Origin of the sequence: Oryzisolibacter sp. LB2S (assembly GCF_040732315.1) — a bacterium.
Taxonomy (GTDB): Bacteria; Pseudomonadota; Gammaproteobacteria; order Burkholderiales; family Burkholderiaceae_C; genus Alicycliphilus; species Alicycliphilus soli.
Genome location: NZ_CP160388.1, coordinates 2920589 through 2938286, shown reverse-complemented (window position 1 = coordinate 2938286; position 17698 = coordinate 2920589). Strand labels below are relative to the sequence as shown.

Below are 17698 nucleotides of genomic sequence, written 5' to 3'. Positions count from 1 at the left end.
TCCTGCGCGCGCTGGCCGAGGAGGGCCGGGGCGCCGCCATGTCCCTGCCGCGGCTGGCCAAGCGGCTCGAGCTGAGCGCCAGCGTACTGCTGCGCTCCCTCAGCCTGCTGGGCGACGCCCGCATCGCGGGCCGTCCCGGCCCCGGCTGGGTGCGCGTGTGGCAGGAGGAGGGGCGCTGGCTGGTAGCGCTTACCGAGGCCGGTTGGGCTTGGCAGAGGGCTACATAAATGATAGCTATATGCGCTTAGTGGGTAAGCGTTGGAGGCCGATTTTCCTTGATGGCGGAAGGGAGAGGGAGTCGAACCCACCGGCCGCGCGTGGCGCAACCCACCGGGTTTGAAGCCCGGGCGCCCCACCGGGGACGCTTCCCTTCCAAAATCTGACCCCCACGCTCCACTGCTGCGCGGGTCGCTGCCCCCCGAGGGGGCCGCTTTTTGCCTTGGGGCGGCCCGGCGGCAAAAGTCAATCGCGCGCCGCAAACAGCGGTGTGCCCGGGCGCAGCAGATGCGCGTCCTTCACGCGGCGCGTGAAGCCCACGCGGTCGAAGAACTCCAGCAGCTGAATGGCGCGCTTGCGCCCCAGGCCCGTGGCGTCGCGGAAGGCCGCGGCCTGCACCGCGTCGCCCTGCGCCATGCAGCCGCGTGCGATGGCGGCCAGGCGCTCGATTGTAGGCAGCGGATAGTACAGGTCTTTGACGCACTGAAAGACTTCGCCGCGCCGCGCAAGGCTTGCCAGGGTCTGGCGCACCAGGGCCTCGGCGGCGCCGCTGTCCTGGGCCAGGGTGCGCACCCAGGGTGGGTCGAAGCCGCCGGCCAGCAGCAGCGGCATGAGCCGCTGGGCCAGTTGCTCCTCGGCGGCGCTCATGTGCGCGGCATGCGCGGGCAGGTGCAGCCAATGGCCGCTGCGCACCACCGCGCCACGGGCCACGAGGTCGTCGACCAGATGCTGCCAGAGCGCATCGCCCGCGCGCGGCGCCGCCAGGCGCCTGAGGCGCCGCAGGTCAGGGCCAATCTCCTGGGGTTGACTCTCGTGGAAGGCCTGCAGGCGCTCCAGGGCCTGCGCCTGCAGTGCCTGCAGCCGGGCCGGGGCGATGGCGGCCCTGCCGCCGTCGAGGCGGATGGCCGCCTCGGGCAGGGGCAGGTCCTGCGGACCGGGCAGGGCCTCGGCGCGGGCGGTCTGCACCAGGTCCAGGCCCAGCGGGGATTGGTCGAGCAGGGCGGCGATGCGCGCGCCGCGCTCAGGCAGGGCCTGGGCGGCCAGCTGCGCCAGGCGCTCGGGCGTGCCCCGCCAGCGTTGGGGCGCGAAGGGGTCGAGCACGCGCACCCCGGCCATGGTGCGCGTGGCCGATGCGTCGCGCAGCACGCCGCGGTCGCCGTGCCAGGCGGCCACGCCGGCGTGCAGCACCAGCTGGGCCAGGGCCGTGGCGCCGGGGGCGAGGCTGGCGCCCTCGAGCAGCACGATGCTGCCCATCACGTCGCTGCTGCCCAGGTGCACGTGCACGGGCGTGCCCGAGCGCAGGGGCTTGGGTTCGTCGGGCCAGAGCGAACACTCGACGTCGATGCGCGTGGTGGCGAGAGCGATGGCGGGCGCGCAGGCCCAGTCGCCGCGGTGCACCGCGTCCTTGGCCAGGCCGGCGAGCGCCAGCGCGCAGCGCTGGCCCGCGTGGGCCGCTTCGGCGGGCTGGTTCTGTGCGTGGATGCCGCGCACGCGCAGTGGCTCGCGCGTGCCCTGTCTCTGTGGCGTGAGCTGCAGCGCGTCGCCCACCTGCAGGCGGCCGCTGGCCACGGTGCCGGTGACCACGGTGCCCACGCCGGCCAGCGTGAAGGCGCGGTCTATGGCCAGGCGGAAGGCGCGCGCGCCGTCCTGCGCCGCGCCGCTGTGCTGTCGCCCGGCGCAGGCGAGCAGGTGCGCGCGCAGGGCGTCAATGCCCTCGCCCGTGATGGCCGAGACGGGGTAGAGAGGCGCATCGGCCAGCGCCGTGGGCGCGAGCAGCGCGCGCACCTGCGCCTGCAGCTGGGCCAGGCGAGAGGCGCGCGTGGCGGGGTCGAGCCGGTCGATCTTGGTGATGGCCACCGTGCCCTGCGCCACGCCGAGCAGCGCCAGCACGGCCAGGTGCTCGCGCGTCTGCGGCATCACGCCGTCGTCGGCAGCCACGATGAGCAGCGCATGGGCAATGCCCGTGGCGCCCGCGAGCATGGTGTGCAGCAGCCGCTCGTGGCCCGGCATGTCCACAAAGCCCAGCGAGAGCGGCCGGCCCTGGGCGCCCTCCGCGTGCAGGTAGGCGTAGCCCAGCTCTATCGAGATGCCACGGCGCTTTTCCTCGGGGAGCCGGTCGGTCTCCACGCCCGTGAGCGCACGCACGAGCGCGGTCTTGCCGTGGTCGATATGGCCTGCGGTGCCGATGATCATGGCTTTGTTGCTCTTGATTGAATAGCTGTTCGCGCTTGTGGGGCAAGCGTTGGCGGCCGATTTTGCTTGAAACTTGAATCTACTCCTGCGCCAGCGCCTCGGCCAGCCGCGGTAGCTGCGCCGTGAAGGCGGGCATGTCGGCGGCCTCCAGGCAGCGCAGGTCGAGCCAGAGCGCGTCGCTCGCGATGCGGCCTATGACGGGGCGGGGCAGGGCGCGCAGCGCGGCCTCCAGGCGAGCGAGCGCGCGGCCCGCACGTTTCGCGCTGGCGGGCGCAATGGCCAGGCCAAAACTGGGCAGCTGGTCCACGGGCAGGGCGCCGCTGCCGATCTGGCTGAACAGCGCGGCGGTGCGCACCGTGTACTCGGCGCCCAGGGCGGCCTGCAGCGGGGCCAGCAGTTGCTCGGCCTGGGCGCGCATGTCGGCCTGCGGCCGGGTGAACAGGCGCAGCGTGGTCAGGCGCTCGGGCAGGCGCTCGGGCGTGAGGTACAGGCGCAGCACGGGCTCGAGCGCGGCAAGGGTCAGCTTGCCCACGCGCAGCGCGCGCTTGAGCGGGTTCTTCTTGATCCTGGCGATCAGGTCCTTGCGCCCGACGATCAATCCGGCCTGCGGGCCGCCGAGCAGCTTGTCGCCGCTGAAGGTGACGATGTCGGCGCCGGCGGCGACCACGTCGCGCACCGTGGGCTCGTGCGGCAGGCCCCATTGGGCCAGGTCCACCAGCGTGCCGCTGCCCAGATCGACGGCCAGCGGCAGGCCGCGCGCGTGGGCGATCTGCGCCACCTCGGCCTCGCTCACGCTCTTGGTGAAGCCCGTGACGGCGTAGTTGCTGCAATGCACCTTCATGAGCAGGGCGGTGCGCTCGGTGATGGCCTCGGCATAGTCCTTGGCGTGGGTGCGGTTGGTGGTGCCCACCTCGACCAGCCTGGCGCCTGCGCGGCCCATGATGTCGGGGATGCGAAAGGCGCCGCCGATCTCGACCAATTCGCCGCGCGAGACGATGACTTCCTTGCGCGGCGCGAGGGCGTTGAGCGTGAGCAGCACGGCCGCGGCGTTGTTGTTGACCACGGTGGCGGCCTCGGCGCCCGTGAGCTCGCGCAGCAGGTCGGTGATGAGGTCGTCGCGGTCGCCGCGCCCGCCGGTGGCGAGGTCGAATTCGAGGTTGGCCGGCGTGGTGAGCGCCTGCACCACGGCGCGCACGGCCTCGTCGGGCAGCAGGGCGCGCCCCAGGTTGGTGTGCAGCACCGTGCCCGTGAGGTTGAACACGGCCGTGAGGCGCGGCGCCAGGCGCTCGGCCAGATGCTGGCGGGCGCGCGTGGCCAGGGCCTCGGGCGCGAGCTGATCGGCCGCAAGTTCGCCCGCAAGCGCGGCCGGGCGCAGCGCATCGAGCGCGGCGCGCACGGCCGCCGTGGTGGCGCTGGCGCCATGCTCGGCGGCGAGCGCGCGCGCAAGCGGCGTGGACAGCACGCGGTCCACGCTGGGCAGGCGGGCGGCGCCGCTCATGCCGGGGCGTCCCCGGCGTCGGCCATGGGCAGCAGCGGGTTCATGCTGGCGCGGGCAAACGGCGTGTCGGCCATGAGCAGATCGAGCAGCAGGCTGGCCAGGTCGTCGGCCAGGGGCTCGGCCAGTGGGTCTTTTTCCTGGTTGGTGAGCTTGCGGTAGCTGTGGCATTGGTCGCAGGTTTCGGCCAGAACGACCTCGTCCTTCAGGCTGCCGTCCTCGCTTTGCAGGCCCTGGTAGTGCACGCCCTTGGTCGATTCGCAGTGGCTGCACTTGACGCGCACCATGTGCCATTCGGTGCAGCAGGTGCCGCAGTGCAGGTAGCGCAGGCCGGCCTCGCGCCCGCCGATGCGCAGCACGCTGGCCGCGGGGGCGCTGCCGCACACGGGGCAGATGGTGGCGGGGTCGGTGTAGGGAATGTCGGCCTCCTGCAGGCGGCTGGCGCGGTCCGCAAACACCACCTGCAGCGCGGCCATGACGATGGGCGCGGCGGCCAGGTCGTCCGGCCCTGCGAGCAGGCCCATGAGCGTGCGGCGCGCGAGCGCGTCGCGCGCATCCGCGGGCATGGCGCGCAGGGCCTGCAGCGTGGGCTGCAGGGCCTGGGGCAGCTCGGCCGCACCGTCGAGCGCGGCGAGCAGCTCGTCGAGCACGCCCAGCCAGGCGGGGTCGATGTGGCTGGCCGCGGGCAGCAGGGGCATGGAATGCTCTTGCGCCCGGGCGATCTGCGCGGGATCGGGCGCGCTGGTCTGCACCTTGCCCGCGGCCTGCTGCTGGGCACGCACCAGTCGGGCCAGAAAGCGCAGGTAGTCGCCAATCGGGTTGCCCTCGGCCTTTTGCGCCAGGCGCGCTGCGCGCTCGGCAAACAGGCTGGCGGGCTGGGGCAGGCGGGTGCGCAGCAGGCTGGTGCGGTCCAGGGCCTCGATCTCGCCGGGTTGAAGAATGCGTTGCACGGAATCAGGTCTCCAGAAATGAAACTGCCGCCGGGCAGGGTCGCTGCTGGCGGCAGAAACGATGGCAGGGTATCAGCTTTCGGCGCTGCCTGACCTGGGGCGCTGCCCAGGCCAGCAGACGCCGCGGAGCTGGCTTTGCCAGGCCGCTGGCGGCGTCCCCCTGGGGGGAAGGCGCCGCAGGCGACTCAGGGGGGGTTAGTTGTTATCGCCCGTCACCTTGCGGTACCAGCCGCGGTGGTGCTGCTTGGCCCATGCGCGCGTGACCGTGCCGTACATCATGGCGCGTATGGTGCCGCGGGTCCAGATGGCGGCATACACGTGCAGGATGATGAGGCCGATCATCCACACGGCGGCCACGGCGTGCAGCACGGAGGCGGCGCGTATCACGGTGATGGGCGGCGTCCACCAGGCGCGCCACATCAGCACGCCGCTGGCCGTGATGGCCAGCATGCCGACCACCAGCCCCCAGAACAGCAGCTTCTGGCCACCGTTGTACTTGCCCTGTTCGGGCATGTCGTGGTCGTCGCCGTCTACCATCTTGTTGACGTTCTTGAGCCATTCGATGTCGCGCTGCTCGATCATGTTGAGTGCGGCAAAGCGCACGGCCATGGCCAGGAAGAACACGAACATCACCACCCCGACGTAGGGGTGCAGGATGCGCGTCCAGGGCCCGCCGCCGAACAACTGCGTGAGCGGGAAGAACGCCGGGTGGAAGAACGCCAGGCCCGAAAGCGCGAGCAGGATGAAGCAGATGCCCACGATCCAGTGGTTGGCGCGCTCGCCGGCCGTGTAGCGCTGCAGGTCGCGTGGATTGCGTCTCATGGCTGGCTCTCCTTGTGCGTGGCATCGGCCTCACGGTCCTGGCGGTCCATCTCGTCCTCGAGCTCCTTGGACACGTCGTTGGGCCCCTTGGTGATGTAGTGGAACAGGCTGCCCAGCGCCGCGGCGCCCAGCGCGGCCATGGCGATGGGCTTGGACATGCCCTTCCACAGCCCGACCAGCGGGCTGATCCTGGGCTCGTCGGGCAGGCCCTGGTAGAGCGAGGGCTTGTCCGCATGGTGCAGCACGTACATGACATGCGTGCCGCCCACGCCGGCCGGGTCGTACAGGCCGGCCTTGTCAAAGCCGCGTTCCTTGAGGTCGGCGATGCGCTCCTCGGCATGGTCCTTCATGGCCTTCTTGGTGCCGAACACGATGGCGCCTGTGGGGCAGGTCTTGACGCAGGCCGGCTCCTGGCCCACGGCCACGCGGTCCGAGCACAGCGTGCACTTGTAGGCCTTGCTGTCCTTCTTGGAGATGCGCGGCACGTTGAACGGGCAGCCCGTCACGCAGTAGCCGCAGCCTATGCACTTCTCCTCATGGAAGTCCACGATGCCGTTGGTGTACTGCACGATGGCGCCGGGCGAGGGGCAGGCCTTGAGGCAGCCCGGGTCCTCGCAGTGCATGCAGCCGTCCTTGCGGATCAGCCATTCCAGGTTGCCCGTGGCCTCGTTGTCGTACTCGGTGAAGCGCATCACCGTCCACGCGTTCTCGGTCAGGTCGTTGGGGTTGTCGTAGACACCCACGTTCACGCCGGGCTCCTGGCGCAGGTCGTTCCACTCCATGCAGGCGGTCTGGCAGGCCTTGCAGCCGATGCACTTGGAGACATCGATGAGCTTGGCCACCTCGCCCGACTGCGGGGTGCGTGCCTGGGGGGCCGGGGTGGTGGTGGCCGAGAGGCGCTTGATATCGAGGGATTGCAATGACATCGTGCCTCCTTACACCTTCTCGACCTTCACGAGGAAGGTCTTGAATTCCGGCGTGTTGGTGTTGCCGTCGCCCACGAAGGGCGTCAGCGTGTTGGCCAGGTAGCCCGGCTTGGTCACGCCCTTGAAGCCCCAGTGGATGGGGATGCCCACATGGTGCACGGTCCTGCCCTCGATCGTCATTGGCTTGATGCGCTTGGTGACCACGGCCACGGCCTTGATGTGGCCCCGCTTGGAGCTGACCTTGACCTTGTCGCCGGCGACGATGCCGAGCTCCTTGGCCAGGGCCTCGCCGATCTCGACGAACTGCTCGGGCTGGGTGATGGCATTGACCAGCGCATGCTTGGTCCAGTAGTGGAAATGCTCGGTCAGGCGGTAGGTCGTGCCCACATGCGGGAAGTCCTTGGCCTTGCCGAAGGTCTCCCAGATGTTGTCGAACACCCGCGCGGCCGGCGAGGACGTGGCCTTGGGGTTGTTCGGATACATCGGGTTCATGCCCAGCGGCGTGTCGAACGGCTCGTAGTGCGTGGGGAAGGGCCCCTCGTTGAGCCCCTTGCGCGCGAAGAAGCGCGCCACGCCCTCGGGCGTCATGATGAACGGGCCGGCACCGGTCTCGGGTGCCAGCGTGGCGCCCATGTCCGGCACGTCGGCGCCGCCCCAGGCCTTGCCGTTCCACTCCACGAGCCTGCGCCGCGGGTTGAAGGGCTTGCCCTGCACGTCGCAGGATGCGCGGTTGTAGAGCACGCGGCGGTTGGCCGGCCAGGCCCAGGCCCAGTTCAGCGTGTTGCCAATGCCCGTGGGGTCGGAGTTGTCGCGCCGGCCCATCTGGTTGCCCGCCTGCGTCCAGGCGCCCGCGTAGATCCAGCAGCCGCTGGCCGTGGAGCCATCGTCGCGCAGCTCGCCGAAGCCCGAGACCTGCTGGCCCGCGGCACGCAGGACCTTGGTCGGGTCCTTGGGGTCAAGCAGGTCGACCAGGGCCTTGCCGTTGTATTCCTTGGCGAGTTCCTCCGAGCTCGGGTGGTCGGGCTGGGCGTATTTCCAGTCCAGGTTGAGGATGGGGTCGGCGAACGCGCCGCCTTCCTTGGCGTAGAGCGCCTTCAGGCGGTGGTGCAGCGCGGCCATGATGGCCACGTCGGTCTTGGCCTCGCCCGGGGGCTCGGCGGCCTTCCAGTGCCACTGCAGCACGCGCGAGGAGCTGACGACCGCACCCTCTTCCTCGGCGAAGCAGGTGGTGGGCAGGCGGAAGACCTCGGTCTGAATGTCCTCGGACTTGACGTCGTTGAACTCGCCATGGTTCTTCCAGAACTCCGAGGTCTCGGTGGCCAGCGGGTCCATGATGACCAGGAACTTGAGCTTGGCCAGACCGTCGCGCACGCGTGTGCTGTTGGACAGCGAGGCGATCGGGTTGAAGCCCTGCGCGATGTAGCCGTTGACCTTGCCCTCGTTCATGAGCTGGAAGTACTGCAGCATGTCGTACTGCTTGTCCAGCTTGGGCAGGTAGTCGTAGGCCCAGTTGTTCTCGGCCGTGGCGGTGGCGCCGAACCAGGACTTCATCAGGCTGACGTGGAACTTGGGGTAGTGCTGCCAATAGCTCATCTGGCCCGCGCGCAGGGGCTTTTGCGTGCGCGCGGCGATGTAGGCCTGGTAGTCCTGCTCCTTCTCGCCCGGCAGCGTCAGGTAGCCCGGCAGGCTGGCCGACAGCAGCCCCAGGTCCGTGAGGCCCTGGATGTTGGAGTGACCGCGCAGCGCATTCATGCCGCCGCCGGCCACGCCAATGTTGCCGCACAGCAGCTGCACCATGGCCGCGCAGCGCAGGATCTGCGCGCCGATGGAATGCTGCGTCCAGCCCAGCGCGTACATGATGGTGGCGGCGCGCCCAGCCACGGCCGTGGAGGCGAACTTCTCGGCCACGTGCAGGAACTTCTCCTTCGGCGTGCCGCAGACGCTCTCGACCTTCTCGGGTGTGTAGCTCTCGTAATGTTTCTTCAGCAGCTGGTAGACGCAGCGCGGGTGCTGCAGGGTCGGGTCGGTTTTGACATACCCGTCCTCGCCGAGCTCGTAATCCCAGCTCTTCTTGTCGTACTGGCGCTTTTCCTCGTTGTAGCCCGAGAAGATGCCGTCCACGAATTCAAAGTCATCGCGCACGATGAAGCTGAAGTCCGTGTAGTTGTGCACGTACTCGTGGTGGATCTTGTCGTTGGACAGGAGGTAATTGATGATCCCGCCCAGGAACACGATGTCGCTGCCCGAGCGGATGGGGGCATAGAAATCGGCCAGGGCCGCCGAGCGGTTGAAGCGCGGGTCGACCACCATGAAGTGCGCCTTGTTGTGCGCCTTCGCTTCGGTCACCCACTTGAAGCCGCAGGGGTGCGCTTCGGCGGCATTGCCGCCCATGATCAAAATAACGTCCGCGTTCTTGATGTCGACCCAATGGTTCGTCATCGCTCCACGGCCAAACGTCGGGGCAAGACCTGCCACCGTCGGGCCGTGTCAGACACGTGCCTGGTTGTCGAACGCCAGCAGGCCCCAGGAGCGGGCCACCTTGTGCGTGATGTAGCCGGCCTCGTTGCTCGCGGCCGAGGCCGCCAGCATGCCGGTGGTGAGCCAGCGGTTGACGGTGAGGCCGTCATCCGTCCTGGCCTGGAAGTTCGCGTCGCGGTCGTCCTTGAGCAACTTGGCGATGCGGGTCAGCGCATCGTCCCAGGACATGCGCTGCCATTCCTTGGAGCCAGGTGCGCGGTACTCGGGGTAGAGCAGGCGGTTGGGGCTGTTGATGAAGTCCAGCAGGCCCGCGCCCTTGGGGCAGAGCGTGCCGCGGTTGACCGGGTGATCCGGGTCGCCCTCGACGTGGATCACGGACGACTTGGCGTTCATCGCCCCGTCGCCCAGGGAATACATCAGCAGGCCACAGCCGACCGAGCAATAGGTGCAGGTCTGGCGTGTGACGGTGGTGGCGGCCAGCTTGTACTGGCGCACCTCGGCAAGCGCGGTGGCGGGCGAAAAGCCCATGGCGACAAGGCTGGAGCCAACCAGCCCCGCGCCACTCACGCGAAAGAAATGCCGGCGGTTCATGTCCATGACGGAACCTCCTCTCGTGGGGTTGTTATTGGTGGGGTCATCTTGGGTGCGCGTCTTTCTCTGGACCACAGGGTTACTACGTAGTCCATCCCCTTGACACGAATGGCGTGCCCGGCGCAGACGCGGGGCGCCGATCATAAGTTCAACAAGGGCCCTCTTGCGGGCTGGGCTCGACTCTTTTCATCGCCACCTGGCATGGCGATAACGCAACTGCGCCCGTAGGAATGGACGTCGCTGGTATGGTGCGCGCATGCCGATGCACGACCTGTCCGAGACCGCCGAAACCACGCCGCCGCTTGCGCCCCTGAGTCCCCTGTGGGCCGGCCAATGGTGCGGTGGCAGCGGTGCGTTTGCGCAGAGCATGCAGGCGGTGGAGGTGGCGGCCGAGGTGCCCGTGGCCCTGGTCTTCAACGGCATCTCGCACGCCGTGATGATGGCCACGCCGCAGGATCTGGCCGAGTTTGCCGTGGGCTTCGCGCTCAGCGAGGGCGTGGTCGAGCGGCCCGAGGACTGCCGCGATGTCGAGGTGCAGACCCACGGCGTGGGCACGCCCGACGCGAGCTGCAGCGTGCACATGGAGATTGCGCCGCGCCAGTTTGCGCGCCTGAAGGAGCGCCGCCGCGTGCTGGCCGGCCGCACGGGCTGCGGCGTCTGCGGCATCGAAAGCCTGCAGGCGCTGGACCTGCACCCCGCGCCCCTGGCCGCGCCCGTCTGGCGCGAGGGCCTCGGCGCCGCCACCGTATTGCGTCCCTTCGAGGCGCTGGGCGCGCGCCAGCTGCTCAACGCGCGCGCGGGCTCGGTCCATGCCGCGGGCTGGGCCCGGCCCGATGGGGAGCTCGTCGACGTGCTCGAGGACGTGGGCCGGCACAACGCGCTCGACAAGCTGTTCGGGCGCCTGGCGCTCACGGGCCGGCTGGGAGAGCCGGGCTTTGTCGTCATGACCAGCCGCACCAGCTACGAGCTGGTGCGCAAATGCGCGCGCATGGGCGTGCCGGCCTTTGCCACGATCTCCGCGCCCACCTCGCTCGCGCTGCAGCTCGCGCGCGAGGCGGGCATGCAGCTGTGGGGCCTGTGCCGCCCCCCGAGCGCCTTGCGCTATGTTTGATAGTGCTGTTTTGTTGATAGCTGTTTGCGCTTGATGGACAAGGGTCAAATGCCAAAAACACTCCAAACATCGGTATGGGCGCTGGGTTGGCGCACGCTGTGGCGCGACCTGCGCGCGGGCGAGCTGCGCCTGCTCATGGTGGCCGTGCTGCTCGCCGTGGCCGCGCTCACCTCGGTCGGCTTCTTTGCCGACCGGCTGCGCGGCGGCCTCGAGCGCGACGCGCTGCAACTGCTGGGCGGCGACATGGTGGTGGCCAGCGACAACCCCACGCCTGCGGCCGTCGTCGAGCGCGCGCGCGCCCTGGGCCTTGAGACGGTGAGCACGCTGGGCTTTCCCACCATGGCGCGCGCCGGCGACGCCCAGGGCGGCGCGAGTCGCCTGGTCGCGCTCAAGAGCGTGGAGCCGGGCTACCCGCTGCGCGGGCGCCTGCAGGTGACGGCCGACGCCGAGCGCCCCGGCGGCCCCACACACGACATCCCCGCGCGCGGCGAGGTCTGGGTGGACGCGCCGCTGCTGAACGCGCTGTCGCTCGGCCTGGGCGACGCGCTCCTGCTGGGCGACGCCGAGCTGCGCATTGCGCGCATCATCACGCTCGAGCCCGACCGTGGCGCGGGCTTCATGAGCTTTGCCCCGCGCGTCATGATCAACGCGCTCGACCTGCCTGCCACCGGCCTGGTCCAGCCCGCAAGCCGCATCGCCTACCGCTTCGCCGTGGCCGGCGCGCCCGATGCCGTGGCGCGCTTTGCCGCCTGGATGGACGAGGCCATCGCCGGCCCGGGCATGCGCGGCGTGCGCGTGGAGTCGCTCGACAGCGGCCGCCCCGAGATGCGCCAGACGCTGGACCGCGCGCAGAAATTCCTCAACCTCGTGGCGCTGCTGGCCGCGCTGCTCTCGGCCGTGGCCGTGGCCCTGGCCGCGCGCGGCTTTGCCAACGACCATCTGGACACGGCCGCGCTATTGCGCGTGCTCGGCCAGAGCCAGCGCCGCATCGCCGGCGCCTATGTGCTGGAGTTTCTGCTCGTCGGCCTGTGCGCCAGCGCCCTGGGCGTGCTGCTGGGCTATGCCGTGCACCATGGCTTTGTGCTGCTGCTCGCGGGCCTGGTGGCGTCGGCCCTTCCCGCGGCCGGCCCCTGGCCCGTGCTGCTCGGCGTGGGCGTGGGTCTCACACTGATGTGCGCCTTTGGCCTGCCGCCCGTGCTGCAACTCGCGCGCGTGCCGCCGCTGCGCGTCATGCGCCGCGATCTGGGCGCCGTGCGCCCCGCGTCGCTGGCCGTGCTCGGCCTGGGGCTGGCGGGTTTTGCCGCGCTGCTGCTCGTCATCAGCCGCGACTGGAAGCTCGGCGCCATCGCCGTGGGCGGCTTTGCCGCGGCCGTGCTACTGTTTGCCGGCCTGGCCTGGCTGTCCGTGCGGCTGCTGCGCCGGGTCGTGAGCGAGACCACCGCACCGCGCTGGCTGGTGCTGGCCACGCGCCAGATCGCCGCGCGCCCGGCCTATGCCGTGGTGCAGGTGGCGAGCCTGGCCGTGGGCCTGCTGGCACTGGTGCTGCTGGTGCTGCTGCGCACCGACCTCATTGCGAGCTGGCAGAACGCCACGCCGGCCCATGCGCCCAACCGCTTCGTGATCAACATCATGCCGGACCAGGCCGAGGACTTTCGCGCGCGGCTGCGCGAGGCGGGCGTCGCGCAGTACGACTGGTACCCCATGTTCCGCGGGCGTCTCGTGGCCATCAACGACCGCCCCGTGCGCCTGGAGGACTACCCCGACGACCGCGCCAAGGGCCTGGTGGACCGCGAGTTCAACCTCTCCAACGCCGGCCGGCCGCCCACGCACAACAGCATCTCGGCCGGGCGCTGGACGCCCGAGGAGGCCGGCGCCGTGAGCGTGGAGGAGGGCATTGCCAAGACCCTGGGCCTCACGCTCGGCGACCGGCTGCGCTTTGATATCGGCGGCATGCCCAGCGAGGTGCGCATCACCAGCCTGCGCCATGTGGACTGGAGCTCCATGCGCGCCAACTTCTTCGTCATGTACCCCGTCTCGCACATGGCCGACGTGCCCATGACCTACCTGGCCGCCTACCGCGCGCCAGACCTCCCGGGCTTCGACAACGCCCTGGTGCGCGCCTTTCCGAACGTGACCAACGTGGACATGAGCGCCACGCTGGCCCAGGTGCAGGGCGTGCTGGGCCAGGTGATACGCGCGGTGGAGTTTCTGTTTGCCTTCACCCTGGCCGCGGGCCTGGTCGTGCTGTTTGCCGCCGTCACCGCCACGCGCGAGGAGCGCGCGCGCGAGTTCGCCATCATGCGCGCCGTGGGCGCGCGCGCCAGCCTGCTGCGCCAGGTGCAGCGCGCCGAGCTCGCGGGCGTGGGCCTGCTCGCGGGCCTGCTCGCGAGCTGCGTGGCCGTGGCCGTGGGCTGGGCGCTGGCGCGCTACGTGTTCGACTTCAGCTGGACCGCGCGGCCGTGGGTGCCGCTCGCGGGCAGCCTGGCGGGCGCGCTGCTGGCGCTGGCCGCCGGCTGGTGGGGGCTGCGCGAGGTGCTGCGCCGCCCCGTGGTGCAGACCCTGCGCAGCGCCGCGCAGGATTGAGGGGAGGAGCCTCCATGCAGACACATGACCGGCTGGACGGCCCGCCCGACTGGGCCCAGGCCCCCGAGGGCTGGGACTGGCTCGCCCAGGATCAGGACGGACGCTGGTTCTGGTACCGCACCGAGCCTACGCCGGGCTTTGGCGGCGGCGTCTGGCGCTCGAACTCGCGCAACCAGCAGTACGCGGGCCAGGGCCAGCCCAACCCGGCATGGGACGAGTCGCTGCAGCGCCGTCCAGCGTAGAAAAGGGTCCAGGCAACGCTGGCCGTTGACTGCGCGCAAGGCCTGCAAGGCCCGCCGTCATCCCCGCGCAGGCGGGGATCCAAGTGTCACGCAAAGCCTTGTTTCGTCACTGTCGTGGATCCCCACCTGCGCGGGGATGACGGGACTGGGCGCATCCGTACGGGTGCACTTTGAAATTGATAGCTTCTACCGCTTGTTGGTAGGGCGCTGGAGCCTGATTTGACTGATGAACTAAGTGCCGGCAACGACCTGGCCACGGCCCTGGCCGAGGCCCTGCAGCAGGCCGAGGGCGGGCCCGTGCAGCATCTGCAGACGCATTTGTCGCACCTGCTGCTCACGCCCCGTCATGCCTACAAACTGAAAAAACCGCTCTGCCTGCCGTTTGCCGACTTCTCCACGCTGGCCGCGCGCCGGCATTTCTGCGCCGAGGAGCTGCGCCTGAACCAGCGCCTGGCGCCCGCGCTCTACCTGGACATGCTGCCCGTGCTCGGTGGCGCGCAGGGGCCGCGCCTGGGTCAGGCTGGTGATGAGGGTGATGAGGGCGAGGCCATCGACTGGGTGCTGCGCATGCGGCGCTTTCCCGCGGGCAGCGAGCTCGACACCCTGGTGAGCGCCGGCCGCCTGGCGCCCGAGGCGCTGGACGCGTTTGCCGAGCGCCTGGCGCGCTTTCATGCCGAGGCGCCCGTGGCGCCCGCAGATGGCCCGGGCGGCGACTGGGGCAGCGCCGCGCAGGTGGGCCAGGCGATAGGCGCGGTGTTCGATCAGCTCGACGCGCTGCTGGGCGCCGCCGAGCGCGCGCGCCTGGCCGCGCTGCGGCAATGGTTCGACGCGCGCCAGCCGCAGCTGTCCGCCCACTGGGCCGCGCGCCGCGCCGCGGGCCGGGTGCGCGAGGGCCATGGCGACCTGCACCTGGGCAATGTGGTGTGCGTCGATGGCGTTGTCACGGCCTTCGACTGCCTGGAGTTCAGCCCCGCATTGCGCTGGATCGACGTCATGGCCGATGCGGGTTTTTTCACCATGGACCTGCATGCCCATGGCCGCGGCGACCTGGCCTGGCGCTTTCTCGACGGCTATCTGGCCACGGGCGGCGACTACGAGGGCCTGGCCGTGCTGCGCCCCTACGAGGTCTACCGCGCCCTGGTGCGCGCCATGGCCGGGCGGCTGCGCGCGGCCCAAGGGGGTGAAATGAAGGGGCCGGACTACCTGGCCTGCGCCGAGCGCCTGGCCGCGCCTGCCGCGCCGCGCCTTCTCATCACCCATGGGCTGTCGGGCTCGGGCAAGTCCACCGTGGCCGCGCGGCTGCTCGAGCAGGGCGCCGTGCGCCTGCGCTCGGACGTGGAGCGCAAGCGCCTTTATGGCCTGGCGCCGCTCGCCGATTCGGCCGCCCAGGGCCTCGATATCTATACGCCCGAGGCCTCGCGGCGCACCTTTGCTCACCTTGCGCAGCAGGCGCGGGCCGTGCTGCTCGCGGGCTGGCCCGTGATCGTGGACGCGGCCTTTCTGCGCCGCGCCGAGCGCGAGCAATTCCACGCGCTGGCGCGCGGCCTGGGCCTGCCCTTTGCCATCCTGCACTGCCACGCCGCGCCCGACAGCCTGCGCGCGCGCGTGCAGCGGCGCCTGGCGGCGGGTACCGACCCGTCGGAGGCCGACCTTGCCGTGCTCGCGCGCCAGCAGCAACATGCCGAGCCGCTGGCGCCCGAGGAACTGCCCCATGTCATGGACCTGGCCACCGACCAGCCCTGGGACGCGGGCGCACTCTGGCAGCGCTGGTTGGCCATGACGGGGCAGGGGACTTGATGCTCGTCAACACGGGCGCCGCCGCCGGTGGCATGCTGGATCCATGACTACCAGCACTCTGACCGACTCCCAACGCCAGCAGCTGCGCGCCCAGTTGGAGCAGCGCAAGGAGCAGTTGCTGCAGCAACTCGACGCCGTCCAGCGCGACACCCTGGACGTGGCCAAGGCCACCAGCCAGGGTGACGCCGAGGAGCCCGGCAGCCCGCGCGACCAGGCCAACAGCATGGCCGCCAGCATGGTGCGCGACGCCGAGGCCGCGCGCGATCATGCCGAACTCGTCGCCGTGCGCGCCGCCCTCGAGCGCATGGGCGACGGCAGCTATGGCGAATGCCTGGACTGCGGCAAGAGCGTGGGCGTGCCGCGCCTGCTGGCCCAGCCCTCGGCCCTGCGCTGCATCGCCTGCCAGTCCAAGCTCGAGGCGCGGGGGCATCGTTGAGCCCTCGGGCAGGAAATGGGCCGGGTTTCTACAATTGCGCCCATGTCCGATTCCGATCTGTCGCCCGCCGCCGTTGCCACGCCCTTTGAGTGGATAGGCGGCGAGGCCACCCTGCGCCAGCTGGTGGACCGCTTCTACGACCTCATGGATCTCGAGCCCGGCTACGCCGAGCTGCGCGCCACGCATGGCAGCACGCTCGATGACGCGCGCAACAAGCTGTTCTGGTTTCTCTGCGGCTGGCTCGGCGGGCCAGACTACTACCAGGAGCGCTTCGGCCACCCGCGCCTGCGCGCGCGCCACATGCCGTTTTCCATCGGCATCCTCGAGCGCGACCAATGGGTCACCTGCATGGACCAGGCCATGGGCGAGGTCGGCGTGCCCGAGGAGCTGCGCACGCGGCTCAACCAGAGCTTCATGAACACCGCCGACTGGATGCGCAACCGCGCGGGCTGATCCCGGCATCCCTGAACCACCGCGACGCCAGTACCGTGGATCCCCGTCCCGGATCGATGTCCGGGATGACGTTCTTGCGCGGGGATGACGGGGCCGTTTTTTTCAGCGGCCTTGGCACCTGGCACCTGGCGCCTCTTTTTCTCATCGCATGTCTGCCGTTTCCACTCTTGCCGCCGCCCCATCGGCCGCGGCCGCCCGCAGCCCGCTGCAGCAATGGCTGGCCGTGCTGGCCCTGGCCATGGGCGCCTTCATCTTCAACACCAGCGAGTTCGTGCCCGTGGGCCTGCTCAGCGACATCGGCGCGAGCCTTGGCATGCCCGCCGGGCAGGTCGGGCTGATGCTGACCATCTACGCCTGGATCGTGGCGCTGGCGTCCCTGCCCTGCATGCTGCTCACGCGCCACATAGAGCGCCGCCGGCTGCTGCTCGCGGTGTTCGGCCTGTTCATCGCAAGCCATGTGCTGACCGCGTTCGCGTGGAACTTCGCCTCGCTCGTGGCGGCGCGCACGGGCGTGGCGCTGTCGCATGCGGTGTTCTGGTCGATCACGGCGTCGCTCGCGGTGCGCGTGGCGCCGCCGGGGCGGCGCGCCCAGGCGCTGGGGCTGCTGGCCACGGGCACGTCGGTGGCCATGGTGCTGGGCATTCCGCTCGGGCGCGTCGTGGGCCAGGCGCTGGGCTGGCGCGTGAGCTTTGCGCTCATCGGTGCGCTGGCGCTGCTCGTCATGCTGGGCCTGCGCGTGCTGCTGCCGCGCCTGCCGAGCGAAAACGTGGGCTCGGTGCGCAGCCTGCCGCTGCTCGCGCGCCGGCCGGCGCTGGTGGCGCTGTATCTGCTCACGGTGCTGCTGGTCACGGGGCAGTTCACCACCTACAGCTATATCGAGCCCTTTGTGCAGCAGGTCGCGGGCCATGGCCCGGGCGTGACCACCACGGTGCTGCTGCTGTTTGGCGGCGCGGGGTTCCTGGGCAGCCTGCTGTTTGGCTGGCTCGGGCTGCGCTTTGCGCGCGGCTTTCTGCTCACGGCCATTGTCGTGCTCAGCGCCTGCCTGCTGCTGCTCGGGCCGATGGCGCACCATATGTGGGCGCTGTATGCGCTGGCCGCGGTCTGGGGCGTGGCGCTGATCTGCTTTGTGCTCTCCATGCAGTCCAAGGTGCTGCGCCTGGCGCATGACGCGACCGATGTGGCCATGGCGCTGTTCTCGGGCATTTTCAACGTCGGCATTGGCGCGGGCGCGCTGCTGGGCAGCCAGGTCATCGCCCACGCGGGCCTGGCCCAGGTGGGCTGGGCGGGCGGCGCCGTGGGCGTGCTCGCCAGCCTGTGGTGCGCGTTCACCTTTGTGGTCTGGGCGCCGAGCTTTCGCCTGGATGCAGATTCAAAAAATATAGCTGCTAGCGTTTGATGGACGGGC

Annotated in this window: 14 protein-coding genes and 1 tRNA gene; 8 read left to right on the top strand and 7 right to left on the bottom strand. The window is 70.2% G+C overall.

Annotated elements, in window-relative coordinates; genetic code table 11:
- The first annotated feature begins 38 nt into the window (after positions 1-38).
- Complete coding sequence (locus tag ABUE11_RS13880) at positions 39-227, top strand: hypothetical protein (RefSeq protein WP_367068825.1); 189 nt, start codon at positions 39-41, stop codon at positions 225-227.
- Positions 228-279: 52 nt separating this feature from the next.
- Here the strand turns inward: ABUE11_RS13880 and ABUE11_RS13875 are convergent.
- The 7 genes from ABUE11_RS13875 to fdnG all read right to left on the bottom strand — a co-directional run bounded on the left by ABUE11_RS13875 (position 280) and on the right by fdnG (position 9677).
- Positions 280-374 (bottom strand) — tRNA-Sec (locus ABUE11_RS13875).
- 88 nt (positions 375-462) lie between these two features.
- Positions 463-2409 carry a selenocysteine-specific translation elongation factor gene (gene selB / locus ABUE11_RS13870; RefSeq protein ID WP_367065855.1) on the bottom strand — a complete coding sequence of 649 codons (1947 nt, stop codon included), beginning with the start codon at positions 2407-2409 and terminating at the stop codon, positions 463-465.
- A gap of 79 nt (positions 2410-2488) precedes the next feature.
- Positions 2489-3907: an L-seryl-tRNA(Sec) selenium transferase gene (selA, locus tag ABUE11_RS13865; protein ID WP_367065854.1), complete on the bottom strand. Its 1419-nt coding sequence runs from the start codon at positions 3905-3907 to the stop codon at positions 2489-2491.
- Positions 3904-4854, bottom strand: a complete 951-nt coding sequence (gene fdhE, locus ABUE11_RS13860) for a formate dehydrogenase accessory protein FdhE (protein ID WP_367065853.1) — start codon at positions 4852-4854, stop codon at positions 3904-3906. Before fdhE ends, selA begins: the two co-directional genes overlap by 4 nt.
- Positions 4855-5049: 195 nt before the next feature.
- Positions 5050-5676 (bottom strand): formate dehydrogenase subunit gamma, encoded by a 627-nt coding sequence (locus ABUE11_RS13855; protein ID WP_367065852.1) that lies wholly within the window; start codon positions 5674-5676, stop codon positions 5050-5052.
- Positions 5673-6602 carry a formate dehydrogenase subunit beta gene (fdxH, locus tag ABUE11_RS13850; protein WP_367065851.1) on the bottom strand — a complete coding sequence of 310 codons (930 nt, stop codon included), beginning with the start codon at positions 6600-6602 and terminating at the stop codon, positions 5673-5675. The genes ABUE11_RS13855 and fdxH overlap by 4 nt, the downstream gene beginning before the upstream one ends.
- 9 nt (positions 6603-6611) lie before the next feature.
- The gene (gene fdnG / locus ABUE11_RS13845; protein ID WP_367065850.1) at positions 6612-9677 is read right to left on the bottom strand and encodes a formate dehydrogenase-N subunit alpha; all 3066 of its coding nucleotides are present in this window, start codon (positions 9675-9677) and stop codon (positions 6612-6614) included.
- Positions 9678-9927: 250 nt separating this feature from the next.
- On the opposite strand from fdnG, the gene fdhD reads away from it, so the two are divergent.
- From fdhD to ABUE11_RS13810, 7 genes are all read left to right on the top strand, one after another.
- Entirely contained in the window at positions 9928-10782 is an 855-nt protein-coding gene (gene fdhD / locus ABUE11_RS13840; RefSeq protein WP_367065849.1) for a formate dehydrogenase accessory sulfurtransferase FdhD, read from the top strand.
- A 48-nt stretch (positions 10783-10830) separates the two neighbouring features.
- A complete protein-coding gene (locus ABUE11_RS13835) occupies positions 10831-13365 on the top strand; it encodes an FtsX-like permease family protein (RefSeq protein WP_367065848.1) in 2535 nt (844 codons plus the stop codon).
- 14 nt (positions 13366-13379) lie between these two features.
- Positions 13380-13607, top strand: a complete 228-nt coding sequence (locus ABUE11_RS13830) for a hypothetical protein (protein ID WP_367065847.1) — start codon at positions 13380-13382, stop codon at positions 13605-13607.
- A 219-nt stretch (positions 13608-13826) separates the two neighbouring features.
- Positions 13827-15404 (top strand): AAA family ATPase, encoded by a 1578-nt coding sequence (locus ABUE11_RS13825; protein WP_367065846.1) that lies wholly within the window; start codon positions 13827-13829, stop codon positions 15402-15404.
- 43 nt (positions 15405-15447) lie between these two features.
- Complete coding sequence (locus ABUE11_RS13820; protein WP_367065845.1) at positions 15448-15840, top strand: TraR/DksA family transcriptional regulator; 393 nt, start codon at positions 15448-15450, stop codon at positions 15838-15840.
- A gap of 42 nt (positions 15841-15882) precedes the next feature.
- Positions 15883-16293: a group II truncated hemoglobin gene (locus tag ABUE11_RS13815; protein WP_367065844.1), complete on the top strand. Its 411-nt coding sequence runs from the start codon at positions 15883-15885 to the stop codon at positions 16291-16293.
- A gap of 148 nt (positions 16294-16441) precedes the next feature.
- Positions 16442-17689 carry a sugar transporter gene (locus ABUE11_RS13810; protein WP_367065843.1) on the top strand — a complete coding sequence of 416 codons (1248 nt, stop codon included), beginning with the start codon at positions 16442-16444 and terminating at the stop codon, positions 17687-17689.
- Positions 17690-17698: the final 9 nt, after the last annotated feature.